Annotated in this window: 11 protein-coding genes and 1 pseudogene; 10 read left to right on the top strand and 2 right to left on the bottom strand. The window is 71.3% G+C overall.

The window, feature by feature from the left end; genetic code table 11:
- The first annotated feature begins 137 nt into the window (after positions 1–137).
- The 7 genes from ICC28_RS23795 to ICC28_RS23765 all read left to right on the top strand — a co-directional run bounded on the left by ICC28_RS23795 (position 138) and on the right by ICC28_RS23765 (position 9,067).
- On the top strand, positions 138–980 hold the full coding sequence (locus tag ICC28_RS23795) for a nitrilase-related carbon-nitrogen hydrolase (protein ID WP_188290715.1): 843 nt from the start codon (positions 138–140) through the stop codon (positions 978–980).
- Positions 977–2,260: an aspartate aminotransferase family protein gene (locus ICC28_RS23790; protein WP_188290714.1), complete on the top strand. Its 1,284-nt coding sequence runs from the start codon at positions 977–979 to the stop codon at positions 2,258–2,260. Before ICC28_RS23795 ends, ICC28_RS23790 begins: the two co-directional genes overlap by 4 nt.
- Before the next feature lie 45 nt (positions 2,261–2,305).
- Positions 2,306–3,871 (top strand): PucR family transcriptional regulator, encoded by a 1,566-nt coding sequence (locus ICC28_RS23785; RefSeq protein WP_188290713.1) that lies wholly within the window; start codon positions 2,306–2,308, stop codon positions 3,869–3,871.
- Between the two features lie 155 nt (positions 3,872–4,026).
- Positions 4,027–4,869, top strand: a complete 843-nt coding sequence (locus tag ICC28_RS23780; RefSeq protein ID WP_188290712.1) for a nitrilase-related carbon-nitrogen hydrolase — start codon at positions 4,027–4,029, stop codon at positions 4,867–4,869.
- Positions 4,870–4,951: 82 nt separating this feature from the next.
- Complete coding sequence (gene hydA, locus ICC28_RS23775) at positions 4,952–6,355, top strand: dihydropyrimidinase (protein WP_188290711.1); 1,404 nt, start codon at positions 4,952–4,954, stop codon at positions 6,353–6,355.
- A gap of 11 nt (positions 6,356–6,366) precedes the next feature.
- A complete protein-coding gene (locus tag ICC28_RS23770; RefSeq protein WP_188290710.1) occupies positions 6,367–7,386 on the top strand; it encodes a TIGR03842 family LLM class F420-dependent oxidoreductase in 1,020 nt (339 codons plus the stop codon).
- 151 nt (positions 7,387–7,537) lie between these two features.
- On the top strand, positions 7,538–9,067 hold the full coding sequence (locus ICC28_RS23765) for an NCS1 family nucleobase:cation symporter-1 (RefSeq protein WP_188290709.1): 1,530 nt from the start codon (positions 7,538–7,540) through the stop codon (positions 9,065–9,067).
- A gap of 26 nt (positions 9,068–9,093) precedes the next feature.
- On the opposite strand, the gene ICC28_RS23760 is transcribed toward ICC28_RS23765, so the two are convergent.
- Entirely contained in the window at positions 9,094–9,762 is a 669-nt protein-coding gene (locus ICC28_RS23760) for a hypothetical protein (protein ID WP_188290708.1), read from the bottom strand.
- A 131-nt stretch (positions 9,763–9,893) separates the two neighbouring features.
- Positions 9,894–10,151 (bottom strand): hypothetical protein, encoded by a 258-nt coding sequence (locus tag ICC28_RS23755; RefSeq protein ID WP_188290707.1) that lies wholly within the window; start codon positions 10,149–10,151, stop codon positions 9,894–9,896.
- Between the two features lie 4 nt (positions 10,152–10,155).
- Here ICC28_RS23755 and ICC28_RS23750 point away from each other — a divergent pair.
- The 3 genes and pseudogenes from ICC28_RS23750 to ICC28_RS23740 all read left to right on the top strand — a co-directional run.
- Positions 10,156–10,377, top strand: a pseudogene (locus ICC28_RS23750) (response regulator transcription factor); the annotation flags it as partial.
- A 48-nt stretch (positions 10,378–10,425) separates the two neighbouring features.
- Complete coding sequence (locus ICC28_RS23745) at positions 10,426–12,252, top strand: gamma-glutamyltransferase family protein (protein WP_188290706.1); 1,827 nt, start codon at positions 10,426–10,428, stop codon at positions 12,250–12,252.
- 134 nt (positions 12,253–12,386) lie between these two features.
- The gene (locus tag ICC28_RS23740) at positions 12,387–13,232 is read left to right on the top strand and encodes an inositol monophosphatase family protein (RefSeq protein WP_188290705.1); all 846 of its coding nucleotides are present in this window, start codon (positions 12,387–12,389) and stop codon (positions 13,230–13,232) included.
- Positions 13,233–13,518 lie beyond the last annotated feature (286 nt).

The raw sequence follows: 13,518 nt of genomic DNA, 5'->3' as shown, positions 1-13,518 counted from the left end.
AGGAGTGTGAAACCCGATCGACTCAGCGGGTTAACGACGATGGTCTTGGCAAGCCTGTCCGGGAGGCTTACGTTCGTCCCTCTACGGCCTGCGTCTACGGGCGTAGAGGCTCTGACGTCCCGTCGAAGGAGCAGCTCATGGCCAACGTCGTACGCGCCGCCCTGGTCCAGGCCACCTGGACCGGCGACACCGAGTCCATGGTGGCGAAACACGAGGAGCACGCCCGCGAGGCGGCCCGTCAGGGCGCCAAGGTCATCGGGTTCCAGGAAGTCTTCAACGCCCCCTACTTCTGTCAGGTGCAGGAGCCGGAGCACTACCGGTGGGCCGAACCGGTGCCCGACGGGCCGACCGTGCGTCGTATGCAGGAGCTGGCGCGCGAGACGGGCATGGTGATCGTCGTCCCGGTCTTCGAGATCGAGCAGTCCGGCTTCTACTACAACACCGCGGCCGTGATCGACGCGGACGGCTCGTACCTCGGCAAGTACCGCAAGCACCACATCCCCCAGGTCAAGGGCTTCTGGGAGAAGTACTACTTCAAACCGGGCAACGCCGGCTGGCCCGTCTTCGACACCGCCGTCGGCAAGGTGGGCGTCTACATCTGCTACGACCGGCACTTCCCGGAGGGCTGGCGGCAACTCGGTCTGAACGGCGCCCAGTTGGTCTACAACCCGTCCGCCACCCACCGCGGCCTGTCCTCCTACCTGTGGCGCCTTGAGCAGCCTGCGGCGGCCGTCGCCAACGAGTACTTCGTGGCCGCGATCAACCGCGTCGGCGTCGAGGAGTACGGCGACAACGACTTCTACGGGACGAGCTACTTCGTCGACCCGCGCGGACAGTTCGTGGGCGGGACCGCCAGCGACACCAAGGAGGAACTCCTCGTCCGCGACCTCGACTTCGACGTCATCGAAGAGGTGCGACAGCAGTGGGCGTTCTACCGCGACCGCCGCCCCGACGCCTACGAAGGACTGGTGCAGCCGTGAGCGACCTGTACGCACGTCACCGTTCCGTCCTGCCCGACTGGCTCGCCCTCTACTACGAGGACCCGCTGGAGATCACCCACGGCGAGGGCCGCCACGTCTGGGACGCCGAGGGCAACAAGTACCTCGACTTCTTCGGCGGCATCCTCACCACCATGACCGCGCACGCCCTGCCCGAGGTCACCAAGGCGGTGAGCGAGCAGGCCGGGCGGATCATCCACTCCTCGACCCTCTACCTCAACCGCCCGATGGTCGAACTCGCCGAGCGCATCGCCCAGTTGAGCGGCATCCCGGACGCCCGCGTCTTCTTCACCACCTCCGGCACCGAGGCCAACGACACCGCCCTGCTGCTGGCCACCACCCACCGGCGCAGCAACACGATCCTGGCCATGCGCAACAGCTACCACGGCCGTTCCTTCAGCGCGGTCGGCATCACCGGCAACCGCGGCTGGTCCCCCACCTCCCTCTCCCCCCTCCAGACGCTCTACGTCCACGGCGGCGTCCGCACCCGCGGCCCCTACGCCGCGCTGAGCGACGCCGAGTTCATCGCGGCCTGCGTCGAGGACCTGACCGACCTGCTCGGCCACACCCGCCCGCCCGCCGCCCTGATCGCCGAGCCGATCCAGGGCGTCGGCGGCTTCACCTCCCCGCCGGACGGCCTCTACGCCGCCTTCCGCGAGGTGCTCGCCGAGCGCGGCATCCTCTGGATCGCCGACGAGGTGCAGACCGGCTGGGGCCGCACCGGCGACCACTTCTGGGGCTGGCAGGCGCACGGCGCCTCGGGGCCGCCGGACATCCTCACCTTCGCCAAGGGCATCGGCAACGGCATGTCCATCGGCGGCGTCGTCGCCCGCGCCGAGATCATGAACTGCCTGGACGCCAACAGCATTTCCACGTTCGGCGGCACCCAGGTCACCATGGCGGCGGGCCTCGCCAACCTGGCGTACCTGCTGGAACACGACCTTCAGGGCAACGCCCGGCGGGTCGGCGGGCTGCTCATCGAACGGCTGCGGGCCGTCGCCGCACAGGTCCCGCACGTGCGCGAGGTGCGCGGCCGGGGCCTGATGATCGGCATCGAGCTGGTCAAACCCGGCACGGACCAGGCCGACCCGGAGGCCGCGAGCGCCGTCCTGGAGGCGGCCCGCGCGGGCGGGCTCCTCATCGGCAAGGGCGGCGGCCACCGCACCAGCGCCCTGCGCGTCGCCCCGCCCCTGTCCCTGTCCGTCGCGGAGGCCGAGGAGGGCGCCGCGATCCTCGAAGGCGCTCTGCGGAGCCTTCAGTAGCAGTCTGCACAGGAGCCTTCAGCAGCCAGCAAGGGAAGTCACGTCATGGCCACCACCCTGGAACCCGCCCTGTCGGTCCGTCAGGTCCTCACCCTGGAGCGGGTGCTGGCCGGGGAGCCCGAGGTGGTGGCCGGCGCCGGCCAGCTCGACCGGGCCGTGCGCTGGGTGCACGTGGCGGAGGCCGCCGACGTCGGCGTGATGCTCACCGGCGGCGAGATGGTCCTCACCACCGGGGTGCTGCTCGCCGGTGACGAGGACAAGCAGGCCGAGTACATCCGGTCCCTGCACCGCGCGGAGGCGGCGGCCGTCGTCCTGGGACTCGGCCGCGCCTTCCCGTCCGCGCCGGACGTGATGCGCCGCGCGGCCGAACGGTGCGGGCTGCCCATGGTCGTGCTGCACCGGCCCTTCCCCTTCGCCGAGCTGACCGAGGAGGTCCAGTCCCGGCTGGTGCGGCGGAAGTTCGCCGCCGTCAGCCTGTCGGAGTCGGTGCGGACCGCCCTCACCGGCCTGATCACCGCGGGCGTCCCGCTCCAGCGCCTGCTCGACGAGGTCGCCCAGCACAGCGCCTGTCCCGTCGTCGTCACCAACCTCGCGCACCGCGTCCTGGCCACCGCGGGGGAGCGGTCGGCCGTGGAGGACGTGCTGCGCGACTGGGAGCGCATCGCCCGTCAGGCGTGGGGGCACCACCCGGGCCTTTCGGGCACGGGGGGAGGTAGTGAGGGCGACGGCTGGATCCGCGCCGAACTCGGCGGCCGCGGCGAACGCTGGGGCCAGATCATGCTGTGCGGCTACCGCGGCGACACCGCCACCGGACGGCTGCTCGCCGACCGCGCGGCCGAGGCCCTCGTCCTGCACCGCATGCTCGGCGGCAACTCCGCCTGCACCTGGGAGGAGCAGTCCGCGCAGGACCTCCTCACCGACCTGGTCAGCGGGGTCGTACCGGCCCGGCACCTGCTGCCCCGCGCGCGGGCCGCCGGACTGCCGGTCAACCGGCGCACCTTCGTGCCGCTGGTCGTACGCGACGGCGATCCGGCCGAACTCGACCGCGTGCTGCGGCTGCTGGGGCTGCCCGGCCTGGTCGCCGAACTGGCCGACGGGGCCACCGCCGTACTGCTGAGCCTGGCCCGGGACCAGGACGCGGCCGTGCTCACGGCCAACTTCGCGGCCCGGCTCACCCGGACGGTCGTGGCCGCCGCCGACCCGAGGACCGCCTGGGACGACGTTCCCGCCGGAATGCGCGAGGCCCGGCATGTCGCGGACGCCGTCGCCTCGGGGGCGCTCGACCTCCCGGCCGTCGTCCGCCTCAAGGACGTACATCTGCGCGGCCTGATCCGGCTGCTGCGCGACGACCCGCACGTGCAGTCGTTCGCGGAGCGGGAGTTGGACGGGCTGCTGTGCGGCGACGGGGACGACCTGCTCGCCGTCCTGCGGACCTACCTCGCGACCGGCCGCAACAAGTCCCGCACCGCCCAGCTCCACCACGTCTCCCGGCCCGCCCTCTACCGCCGGCTGGAGGCCATACAGACGCGCCTCGGCGTCGACCTCGACGACTTCGAACAGGCGGCGTCGGTGCACATCGCGCTCCTCGCACATGACGCGCAACAGGGCTGAAACATGGGACGACCTGGGAAAACGGTGGTGAAACATGGGCTCACGGCAGGGTGACACCGTGGCACGCCGGGCGCCCGCAGACGTGACACGGTGCAACTCAAAGCCCGCTCGCGGACTTCCTACTGTTCTCGCACACCGAGCGACCGGAGGTCCCGATGAGCAGAGTGATCCGCGCCGCCCTCTTCCAGACCGCGTGGACGGGCGACAAGGAGTCGATGATCCAGGTGCACGAGCAGGCGGCCCGCGACGCGGCCGCCCAGGGAGCTCAAGTCCTGTGCTTCCAGGAGCTGTTCTACGGGCCCTACTTCTGCCAGGTCCAGGACAAGGCGTTCTACGAGTACGCGGAGGCGATCCCGGACGGCCCCGTCGTCAAGCGGTTCCAGGCGCTCGCCAAGGAACTGGGCATCGTCCTGGTCCTGCCGATGTACGAGGAGGAGCAGCCCGGCGTCCTCTACAACACCGCGGCCGTGATCGACGCCGACGGCTCCTACCTCGGCAAGTACCGCAAGCACCACATCCCCCAAGTCCCGGGATTCTGGGAGAAGTTCTACTTCCGTCCCGGCAACAGCGGCTGGCCGGTCTTCGACACCGCCGTGGGCAGGATCGGCGTGTACATCTGCTACGACCGGCACTTCCCGGAGGGCTGGCGGGCACTGGGCCTGGCGGGCGCCGAGATCGTGTTCAACCCGTCGGCCACCTCGCGCGGCCTGTCCGCCTACCTGTGGCGGCTGGAGCAGCCGGCGGCGGCCGTCGCCAACGAGTACTTCGTCGGCGCCATCAACCGGGTCGGGGTCGAGGAACTGGGCGACAACGACTTCTACGGGACGACCTACTTCGTCGACCCGGAGGCCCAGTTCGTCGGCGAGGTCGCCTCCGACAAGGAGACCGAACTCGTCGTCCGCGACCTGGACATGGCCAAGCTGCGCGAGGTCCGCGACCGCTGGCAGTTCTACCGGGACCGCCGTCCCGACGCGTACGGGCCACTGACCGCTCCGTAGCCGACCGAGACGTCCGTCGGTCCGGCACACCGGGGCCGGACCGGCGGCACCGACCGACTCGCACGACACCAGGAGAGGGAGCATGAGCAGCCGTACCGTGATCCGCGGTGGTCTCGTCATCACCGCGTCCGACGAGATCCACGCCGACGTCCTGATCGAGGACGGCCGTGTCGCCGCCCTCGCCGCGTCCGGCACCCCGGCCGCCGAGGCCTGGACGGCCGAGCGGACGATCGACGCCACCGGGAAGTACGTCATCCCGGGCGGGGTCGACGTCCACACTCACATGGAACTGCCGTTCGGCGGCACGTTCGCCTCCGACACCTTCGAGACCGGCACCCGGGCCGCCGCCTGGGGCGGTACGACGACCATCGTGGACTTCGCCGTGCAGAGCGTCGGGCACAGCCTGCGCGAGGGCCTGGACGCCTGGCACGCCAAGGCCGAGGGCAACTGCGCGATCGACTACGGCTTCCACATGATCGTCTCCGACGTGAACCAGGACACGCTCAAGGAGATGGACCTGCTCGTCGAGGAGGGCGTGACCTCCTTCAAGCAGTTCATGGCCTACCCGGGCGTCTTCTACAGTGACGACGGCCAGATCCTGCGCGCCATGCAGCGCTCCGCCGAGAACGGCGGCCTGATCATGATGCATGCCGAGAACGGCATCGCCATCGACGTCCTGGTGGAACAGGCGCTGGCGCGCGGCGAGACCGACCCGCGCTACCACGGCGAGGTCCGCAAGGCGCTGCTGGAGGCCGAGGCCACCCACCGCGCCATCAAACTCGCGCAGGTCGCGGGGGCTCCGCTGTACGTCGTGCACGTCTCGGCCATGGAGGCAGTGGCCGAGCTGGCGCGGGCGCGCGACGAGGGACTCAACGTCTTCGGCGAGACCTGCCCGCAGTACCTGTTCCTGTCCACCGACAATCTCGCCGAGCCCGACTTCGAGGGCTCCAAGTACGTGTGCTCGACGCCGCTGCGCCCCAAGGAGCACCAGGCCAAGCTCTGGCGGGGCCTGCGCACCAACGACCTCCAGGTGGTCTCCACCGACCACTGCCCCTTCTGCTTCGTGGGCCAGAAGGAGCTCGGCCGAGGCGACTTCTCCAAGATCCCCAACGGCCTTCCGGGCGTCGAGAACCGCATGGACCTGCTCCACCAGGCCGTCGTCGACGGGCACATCTCGCGCCGCCGCTGGATCGAGATCGCCTGCGCCACCCCGGCCCGGATGTTCGGGATGTACCCGAAGAAGGGCACGATCGCGCCGGGCGCCGACGCCGACGTCGTCATCTACGACCCGCACGCCGAGCAGACCGTCTCCGCCGAGACGCACCACATGAACGTCGACTACTCGGCGTACGAGGGCAAGCGCGTCACGGGCCGCGTCGAGACGGTCCTCTCGCGCGGCGAACCCGTCATCACCGAGCGGGAGTACACCGGACGCGCGGGTCACGGCGTCTACACCCCGCGCTCCACCTGTCAGTACCTCAACTAGGAGTGGCGCCCATGGACTTCGGACTCGTCCTGCAGACCGACCCGCCGGCCTCCAAGGTCATCGACCTGATGCAGCGGGCCGAACGCAACGGCTTCACCTACGGCTGGACCTTCGACTCCGCCGTGCTCTGGCAGGAGCCGTTCGTGATCTACAGTCAGATCCTGTCGAACACAACGAAGTTGACGGTCGGCCCGATGGTCACCAACCCGGGCACCCGCACCTGGGAGGTCACCGCCTCCACCTTCGCCACCCTCAACGACATGTTCGGCAACCGCACGGTGTGCGGCATCGGCCGCGGCGACTCCGCGATGCGCGTCGCGGGCCGAACACCCAACACGCTGGCCCGCATCAGCCAGGCCATGAAGGTCATCCGCGCGCTCGGCTCCGGCCAGGAGGCCGACCTCGGCGGTACGGTCGTGAAGTTCCCCTGGATCAAGGAGGACGCCCGACTCCCCGTATGGATGGCCGCGTACGGCCCCAAGGCGCTGAAGATGACCGGCGAGGAGGCCGACGGGTTCATCCTCCAGCTGTCCGACCTGTATCTCACCGAGTACATGGTCAAGGCGGTGAAGGACGCGGCGGCGGCCGCCGGACGCGACCCCGCCGAGGTGAAGATCTGCGTCGCCGCCCCGGCCTACGTCACCGAGGACGACTCGCCCGAGGCGCTCGCCCACGCGCGCGAGCAGTGCCGCTGGTTCGGCGGGATGGTCGGCAACCACGTCGCCGACCTGGTCGCCAAGTACGGCGCGCACTCGGCCGCCGTGCCCGAGGAACTCACCGACTACATCAAGGCCCGCGAGGGCTACGACTACTCCCACCACGGACGCGCCGACAACCCCGACACCGCGTTCGTGCCCGACGAGATCGTCGACCGGTTCTGCGTCATCGGCCCCGTCGAGAAGCACATCGAGAAGCTGAACGCGCTGCGTGACCTCGGCGTCGACCAGTTCGCCGTCTACGACATGCACGACGCCCAGGAAGCCGTCATCGACGCGTACGGCGCGAAGGTGATCCCGGCCGTCAACGGCTGAAGCCCTTCCCGCCCTTGTGATCTCCCCCTTCCCGCCGTCCCGGGAAGGGGGCCCAGGGCGCGCCGTGTCCTGTCCCCCCACGGGCGCGCACCCCCCATCGGCGTTACCCGCACGGCCTTTCCCGTCCCGACCTCCCTTGATTGGCCTGCCCATGACCGACACCGCTCCCACGGCCATACCGCCGTCCTCCCAAGTCACCCTCGCCGACGGCCGGGTGGAGATCGCCCCGGGTGCCCCCGCCCCGAGCGGCCCCTACGCCAACGACGACCTGCTGCCGGTCCCGGTGGAGAAGCGCACCTGGACCACGTACAACTTCTCCGCGCTGTGGGTCGGCATGGCCCACAACACCGCCTCCTGGACCCTCGCCTCCGGGCTCATCGCCGTAGGCATGGACTGGAAGCAGGCCGTGCTCACCATCGCGCTGGCCAACGTGATCGTGCTGGTGCCGATGCTGCTCACCGGGCACGCCGGACCGAAGTACGGCATCCCCTTCCCGGTCTTCGCCCGCGCCTCCTTCGGCATCCGCGGCGCCAACCTCCCCGCCGTCGTACGGGCGTTGGTGGCGTGCGGCTGGTTCGGCATCCAGACCTGGATCGGCGGCGAGGCGATCTACTTCCTCGCCGGGAAGCTCATCGGCGAGGGCTGGACGGACGCCGGGAGGATCGGCGGCTACGCCTGGACCATGTGGCTGTCGTTCGCCATCTTCTGGGCGCTGCAGGTCGTCATCATCTACCGGGGCATGGAGACGATCCGCCGCTTCGAGAACTGGGCGGCGCCCTTCGTGCTCGTGGGCGCCTTCGTGATGCTGTGGTGGATGAGCAGCAAGGCCGGCGGCTTCGGCCCGCTGCTGGACCAGCCCTCGAAGCTGGGCTGGGGCGCCGACTTCTGGACGCTGTTCGCCCCCGCGCTCATGGGCATGATCGGCTTCTGGTCCACCCTGTCGCTGAACATCCCCGACTTCACCCGGTACGGCAGGAGCCAGAAGGCCCAGACGTGGGGTCAGGCGCTCGGCCTGCCCACGACGATGACGCTGTTCGCGTTCCTGTCCGTGATGGTCACCTCCGGTTCCGCCGCGGTCTACGGCGAACCGATCTGGGACCCGGTGCAGCTCGCCGCCAAGACGGACAACGTCGCCGGACTGCTCTTTGCGCTCGTCACCGTCCTGGTCGCGACCCTGTCCGTGAACGTCGCCGCCAACCTCGTCTCACCGGCCTTCGACTTCTCCAACATCGCGCCCCGCAGGATCAGTTTCCGGACCGGCGCACTGGCCACCTGTGTCCTCGGCGTGCTGATCTTCCCGTGGAAGCTGTACTCCGACCCGCAGGGCTACATCTTCACCTGGCTCGGCCTGGTCGGCGGCCTGCTCGGCACGGTGGCGGGCATCCTCATCGCGGACTACTGGCTGCTGCGCCGGGCCCGCCTGGACCTCGCCGACCTCTACCGCACGGGCGGCCGCTACTGGTACGAGAGCGGCTGGAACTGGCGGGCCGTGGTCGCCTTCCTCGTGGGCGGCGTCCTGGCCGTCGGCGGCGCCGACTTCGATCCGCTGATCGACGGGCGGCCGATCGCGGCGCTGGCCGATCTGGCCGACTACGGCTGGGCGGTCGGCCTGGGCACGTCGATGGTGCTGTACCTGGCGCTGATGAAGCTGATGCCTCCGGCGGTGCGGACCGACGCCTGAGCCCCGGTGCGGGAGGGCGGCCGGCGCTACCGGCCGCCCTCCAGCGCCGCCACCGCCTCCTTGGCGGCCTTGATGGCCCCCTTGTTGATCTCGTCCGTGGCCGGTGCCTGCTTCGACTCGAAGTCGCTGCCGTTGTAGGTGACGACCACGAGCACGTTGGAGGCGCGGGCGATCACGACGCCCTCGCGGGTCTGCTGCTTGTCCTCGGTGGTCAGGTTCACCACCGAGTAGCCCGCGTCACCGAGCCCCGGTACGGCCCCTCCGCCGCTCTTGTCCGCAATACGGTTGTTGTACGACTTCTCTGCCGCTTCGTCCGACTTGGTGACCTCGAAGGACACGTCGAGCCAGCGGTAGTCGTACCCCTTGAGCGCGTTCCAGGAACAGGTGCGCCGCAGCTTCGAGTCGGTCGACGGGATCTCCTTGCCGGCCGTCTTGGCGCCCGGGACGAGCGAGGCGACCGTCTTCCCGGCGATGCTCTCGCAGGGCGCCGGCGCGGTGGTGTACGTCTGCGACTCGGCCGCCGTCGACGGGGCGGTGGCGGACGCGGACTTGTTCTCCGTCGTCTGCCCCGCCTGCGGCTCGGCGGCGGGCGCCGCGGCGAACGGCCCGGACGTCAGGGCCCAGCCCGCCACGGCGAGCACGGCGACGGGAGACAGACGCGCGGTGAGGACGAGCGGCAGAGGAAAGGAACGCACGGCGCACTTCTCGTGGGGACGGACGGTGCGGAGGGTGTCCGCACTGCGGACGGGACGACAGTGTCACACGACTCCCAGTGGGGCGGAAGTGCCAACTCGCTCCGTACCGACGCGGTCACAGGTCCGGACCGTCACACAGCCGCCCGGCGGGGTGCGGAGGCGGTGCGAAGGCAGGGCTGCCACGGGCGTACGGCCGTCACCACCCACGCCCCCGACCGCGTCCGCGCGCCGTCCTCGCGCGCGTAGGGGCGCGGACAGCCCTCCGGCGCCGCCCGCAAGAGCGGGTCGTTCAGCGCGGCCGGCATCGCGTCGCAGCGCACCTGGCGGACGGACCAGTGGGGGCCCACCGGTCCGTTCCAGGCCCGCCCCTGAAGGGCGTTGGCGCTCATGACGCCTCACGGGCGGCGGAGGCCGGCAGGGAGAACGGGCAGAACGCGCAGAACGCGCTCTCGATGCCTCACCAACGAGGAGATCGCCGAGCACATGGTCATCCGCCCTTTCACGGCAAAGACCCACACCAGCCGCGCGATGACCAAGCTCGGCGCCCGGGGCCGGGCCCAACCGGTCGTGGTCGCCCACGAGTCGGGGCTGGTGACGGCGCGCAGCGGAAAGTGACGTGCGTACGATCGCACCGTCCGTCGTCGCTCGGTGAGGAGCCCGCACGTGTTCACCACCCGCCCCACCCTCCAGGGCACCTTCGGCATGGTGTCCTCCACCCACTGGCTGGCCTCGCAGTGTGCGATGGCCGTCCTGGAGGACGGGGGCAACGCCTATGACGCCGCCGTGGCCGGGGCGTTCGTGCTGCATGTCGTCGAGCCGCATCTCAACGGGCCGGCCGGGGAGGTGCCGATCCTGCTCGCGCCCGCGGGCGGTGAGGTGCGGGTGCTGTGCGGGCAGGGGGTCGCCCCGGCCGGGGCGACCGTCGCGCACTACAAGGGGCTCGGCCTGGACCTCGTACCCGGGACGGGGCCGCTCGCAGCCGCCGTGCCCGGCGCCTTCGACGCGTGGATGCTGCTCCTGCGCGACCACGGCACCAAGCCGCTCGCCGACGTGCTCAAGTACGCCATCGGTTACGCCGAACACGGGCACGCGCCCGTGGAGAACGTCGGCGCGACCGTGGAGACGGTACGGGAGCTGTTCGAGACGGAGTGGACCTCGTCGGCGGAGGTCTACCTGCCCGACGGCCGGCCGCCCCGCCCCGGCCGCCTCTTCCGCAACCCCGCGCTGGCGGCCACCTGGAAGCGGCTGCTTGCCGAGGTCGCGGGAGCGGGGGACCGGGAGGCGCAGATCGAGGCCGCGCGGGAGGTGTGGCGCGGCGGCTTCATCGCCGAGGCGCTCGTACGGCAGGCCGGGCGGCCCACCCTGGACACCAGCGGCAGCCGGCACACCGGCACGCTCACGGCCGCCGACCTGGCCGGCTGGTCCGCGGCCTACGAGGCGCCGGCGACGTACGACTGGAACGGCTGGACCGTGTGCAAGGCCGGCCCCTGGAGCCAGGGCCCGGTCCTGCTCCAGCAGCTCGCCCTGCTCCCGCCCGAGCTGCCCGCCCACGGCTCCGCCGACTACCTGCACCTGCTGATCGAGGGCTGCAAGCTCGCCATGGCCGACCGGGAGGCCTGGTACGGGGACGCGGCGGAGGTGCCGCTCGACGACCTGCTGTCGGACGGGTACAACGCGGCGCGGCGCGAGCTGATCGGCGCCAAGGCCTCCTACGAGCTGCGGTCGGGCAGTCCCGGCGGGCGCGCGCCGCGGCTGTGTGCGCACGCGCACGTGATCGCCCCTGGCGAGCCCGGTTTCAGCCCCATGGGCGCCGGTGAGCCGACCGTCGCCAAGGGTCCCGCGTCCCCGGTCCCCGGCGAACCCGAGGTCACCGCCGACGGCACGACCCGCGGCGACACCTGCCACCTCGACGTCGTCGACCGCTGGGGCAACATGGTCGCGGCCACCCCGAGCGGCGGCTGGCTGCAGTCCAACCCCGTGGTGCCCGAACTGGGTTTCCCGCTCGGTACGCGGCTGCAGATGACCTGGCTGGAGGAGGGCCTGCCGAACTCCCTCACCCCCGGCCGGCGCCCCCGCACCACCCTCACCCCGTCGATCGCCCTGCGCGACGGGGTGCCCGTCATGGCGTTCGGGACGCCCGGCGGGGACCAGCAGGACCAGTGGCAGCTGCACTTCTTCCTCGCCGTCGCCCTGCGCGCGCGGGTACGCGGCGGCCTCGACCTCCAGGGCGCCGTCGACGCCCCGAACTGGCACAACGACAGCTTCCCCGGATCCTTCTACCCGCGCGGCATGCGGCCGGGGAGCGTCACCGTGGAGGCCCGCACCGACACGGACGTGATCGAGGAGCTGCGGCGGCGCGGCCACCGGGTCACCGTCGGCGACGCCTGGTCGGAAGGGCGACTGTGCGCAGTCGCGAGGGACCCGGAGACGGGGGTTCTGTCGGCCGCCGCGAATCCGCGGGGCATGCAGGGGTACGCGGTGGGCCGCTGAGTTCCGAGGACCGTGCCGGGTCCCGAGGGCCGTGCCGGGTCCCGGGACCGGCGCGTATCCGGTTTTCGTGGCGATTCCACCCGGCATTCACCCACCGGGTGGGGATTGTCAGTGGGGCGTGCTCTCATGGAGGCATGATCGAAGACACCGAAACCATCGACGAGTTTCTCGCCCGGCACGCCTCTGACGTGGAGGAAGCCGTCCGCAAGGCCGCCGCACAGGAGATCATGCCGCGCTGGCGCCAGCTCGCCGCGCACGAGGTCGACCAGAAGGCCGGACCGCACGACCTGGTGACGGACGCCGACCGCAAGGCCGAGCTGTACCTCACCGACGTGCTCGGCCGTCTGCTGCCCGGTTCCGTCGTGGTCGGCGAGGAGGCGGTCCACGCCGACCCGGCCTCCTACGACGCACTCCAGGGTGACGCGCCGGTCTGGATCGTCGACCCCGTCGACGGCACCCGCCAGTTCGTGCACGGCGACCCCGGCTTCTGCACCCTGGTCGCCCTCGCGTGGCGCGGTGTCCTGTACGCCTCCTGGACCCACGCCCCGGCCCGGGACCAACTGGCCACCGCGATACGCGGCAAGGGCGCCTTCCTCGACGGCGAGCGGCTGCTCTCCGGCGCCCCGCAGCCCGGCCGCGACCTCCAAGTGGCCACCTCCCACCCGGACTACACCACGGACGAGGAGAAGCGCGCCCTGCTCGCCCTGTGGACGGACGGTGTCGCACCGCGCGCCTGCGGCTCGGCCGGACTGGAGTACCTCGCCGTCGCGCGCGGCGAGTCGGACGCGGTCGCGTTCAGCTGGGAGTTGGCCTGGGACCACGCCGCGGGCCTGCTGCTCGTCGAGGAGGCGGGCGGCGCCCATCTGACCCGCGCGGGCGAGCCGTTCCGCATCACCGGGGGCAACGCCCTCCCGTTCACGGCCGCCCGCGACGAGGCCACCGCACGACGGGTGGTGGAGCTCCTGAGAGCGGGAGTCTGACGGGACGGCGTGGCGCGGCGCGGCCGATGGCTGCGCCGGGGCCGGGCCGGGGCCGTGGTGTGGCGCAGGTCGGTGGGATGGGCACTGTGTGACGGGTGGCCAACCTTTTGAGGACGGGCGGCTCACCGGGCGGCGCGGCGCGGTGCGGCCGGCGTGTGCGGCCGGGCTCGGGTCCGTGGCGCGGCCCCGGTCCGAGGTCAGGCCCCGGGCCACGAACCTGGGCCAGGCCGTGGCCCGGTCCAGGTTTGTGGCCCGTTCCACGTCTGTGGGCCCCGGCCAAGGGCCA

The organism is Streptomyces sp. TRM68416 (assembly GCF_014596915.1).
In the GTDB taxonomy this organism is placed as follows: domain Bacteria; phylum Actinomycetota; class Actinomycetes; order Streptomycetales; family Streptomycetaceae; genus Streptomyces.
The sequence above is the reverse complement of the archived record's forward strand: the minus strand, read 5'-3'. Positions and strand labels throughout refer to the sequence as shown.